Source organism: Mesorhizobium sp. M7A.F.Ca.CA.002.05.1.1, assembly GCF_003998335.1.
Classification (GTDB): domain Bacteria; phylum Pseudomonadota; class Alphaproteobacteria; order Rhizobiales; family Rhizobiaceae; genus Mesorhizobium.
In genome coordinates this window covers 1-2,609 of sequence record NZ_RZQI01000830.1, presented here as the reverse complement: position 1 = coordinate 2,609, position 2,609 = coordinate 1, and the positions used below count along the sequence as shown (strand labels likewise).

The following is a 2,609-nucleotide window of genomic DNA, read 5'->3' as shown; positions in this document are numbered from 1 at the left end:
GCGCAGCCCCGCTGTCGCCAACGCCAGCGCGGTGCCGGCACGCGCTTCCGTGCGGGTTTCGCTGATCTCGCCGCCCAGGTTCTGGAAGCCGGACTCCAACGCACCGACGCGGCCGTCGAGAGCCGCGATGTTGTTTGGCAGGTCGTTCAACGCTGCGATATCAAAGGTGGATGTCGCCAGATTGCCGGCACCGTCCGTAGTCACCAGATGCGTGACGCCAACCTGCTCAGCCCTGCTGGCATCCGAGGCAACACCCGAAAGCGTATAGGTGTTCGTGGCACTGCCGAGCTTAACCTGGTTCGTGCGGTCGGTCACAATACCCTGGCCGATGGCGACGGAATTGTCGAGATTGGCCTTCGCACCGCTGCCCAACGCCAAGGCATTCGAGGCATTGGCCGCGGCGCCAGCTCCGACCGCCGTCGAATTCACCTGCCCATCGGCGGAGATGCCCGCCGAGGCGCCGCTGCCCAGGGCGGTGTTTGCCCTGTTCTGGAAGCCGTTTATTGAAGTTCCGCCGGTAATGGCCTGCGCTCCAACAGCGGTGTTGTTGTCTCCATAAGCCGATGCGGAATAGCCATTCGAAACCGAGTAATCGCCCAGTGCCTTGCTGCTCATTCCGGTAGCCGTTGCCCCTCCCTCGCCGGTGGATCCCTTCGCCTGGCTGTCGTAGCCTGTAGCCGTTGAACCGTAGCCCAGGGCCTTGCTCGCCGAACCGGTCGCAGTCGCATAGAGCGACGTGGCCTGGGCGCCCTGTCCCGTCGCGGTGGCATCAGGGCCCGACGCTATTGCGTGGTAGCCCGTGGCGGTGGACTGCGAACTCGTTGCTTCCGCATAAGCGCCTGTCGCCGTTGAAAGTCGGCCTGTCGCCTTGGAACTTGCACCGAACGCGCTGGAACCCAGCCCATTGGCCGTTGCGAAAGTCCCCACTGCGGTCGATATGTCCCCCTCAGCCTTGGCCAAGGTTCCGACAGCCGTAGCAAAGCCAAAGGTGGGGCTCGCCGGATCAGGCGGATTGGCGCTGGCCTGGGAGCCACACGCTAAGCTGTTCGGTCCGGAAGAGGTCGCACCACCATCGGTGCCGTCGTCTATCAGACAGCGATACTGCGCAAAGCCGCTGCCGGTCGTCAGCAGCAGCATTGTCCCCGCAAGCGCTAGTGACAGGCGAATTTTCAAAGAGAAAACCAACATCCACCCCCGAGAATGACGCCGCGGGGTTGCCTTGCACCAGACTTGATGCCTCTCCAGCCACCCCACAACGATTGTTTCGGCTCAGCGTTGGAAGAGATCCAACGAGCAATAAGCCGAACCTGACAATGGCGAGGCATCCCGAACAGTCGTCATATGACGACTGTTCGTCGCTTTGTCGGGTGGTTACGACCTTGTTGAACGAGGCTGTGACTCCAAAACCACAGATTAGTTTCTTCTAATACTTCGCGGGCTTGACCTGGAACCACTACAACTTGGCTGCACAGCGTCACAACTTGCGCGAGACGATCCGCATGTTTAGGCTTTCTCCCCAACGACAATCCTTGAACGCCGGAAGGGTCAATGGCTGACGTCAGCATCGAAGCGGTCTCCGCAGTGGTCGGCAAGGTCTATGAGGCCGCCTATGACCAGGGCCGCTGGCTCGATGCGGTCAACGGCCTGCGCGATCTGTTCGGCGGCTCGCGCTCCTGCATCGTGCGCATCAGCCCACAGACCTTTGACGCTGTTGCAACCGATTTCGATCCGGAGTTCACCTCGCCAAAGGGCATCGAAGCCCTGCTGCGCGATCCGCTCGCTGCCGCATCGGCCGCCTTGCCCCTTGGAGAGGTCAGTCGGTGGCCCCTGACGGAGGAGGTGGCGGCGTTCCGCCGCCGCGAACTCTGGCAGGACTGGCTGCGGCCGCGCGACATGTATCACGGCCTCGTCTCCAACCTGCTCTCGTCGAACGACTCGCACTGGATGCTCAGCATCGATCGCGGCCCAGGGCAGGAAGCCTTCGGCGCCGAAGACATCGACCTGTTGCGCAAGATCGTGCCGCACATGCGGCGCGCCGGACAGATCGGCCAGCAGTTGGAGAAAACGTCGGCCCTGGCGTCGGCGTTTTCGCATCTGCCATTCGGCGTGTTTCTGATCAACGGCCATCAGCAGATCGCACAGATGAACGGGGCCGCCGAAGCGATGTTGTCGCGGCCCGACAGTCCGTTGCGATTAAGGGATGGCACAATCGCGGCCGCCAGTGCCGAGGATACGCAGGAGCTGGAGCGGCTGGTTGCCGACGCCTGCTCGCTGCATGACGGGGTCATACCGGGCGTCGGCGGTACACTGCTGGTGCCGTCCGATCGCCGGCAATCCGACCTGGCGCGACTGGTGCTGTCGGTGGCGCCGTTCGTCGATGCCCGTGCCTATGGCCTGGCGTCCGAACGTTGCGCGGTGGTCATGGTGACGGAGGTCGCCCGCCGTATTCCCGACGGCTTCGAGTTGTATGTCCGCGAGCTATTCGACCTGACGCCGGCCGAAGCGCGGCTGGCGGCCGCCCTTTCGCAAGGGCGGCCGTTGAAGGAGGCGGCGGCGCGTTCCAACATCACCGTGAAAACCGGCCGCACCTATCTCGAACGGATTTTCGC

At 63.2% G+C, this 2,609-nt stretch carries 2 protein-coding genes; one reads left to right on the top strand and one right to left on the bottom strand.

The window, feature by feature from the left end; genetic code table 11:
* Window positions 1-1,137 (bottom strand): hypothetical protein (locus tag EN939_RS29145; RefSeq protein WP_164751312.1); only part of this gene is annotated, 1,137 nt, incomplete at its 3' end.
* A 411-nt stretch (window positions 1,138-1,548) separates the two neighbouring features.
* On the opposite strand from EN939_RS29145, the gene EN939_RS29140 reads away from it, so the two are divergent.
* A partial coding sequence (locus EN939_RS29140) for a helix-turn-helix transcriptional regulator (RefSeq protein ID WP_127271146.1) occupies window positions 1,549-2,609 on the top strand: 1,061 nt, incomplete at its 3' end.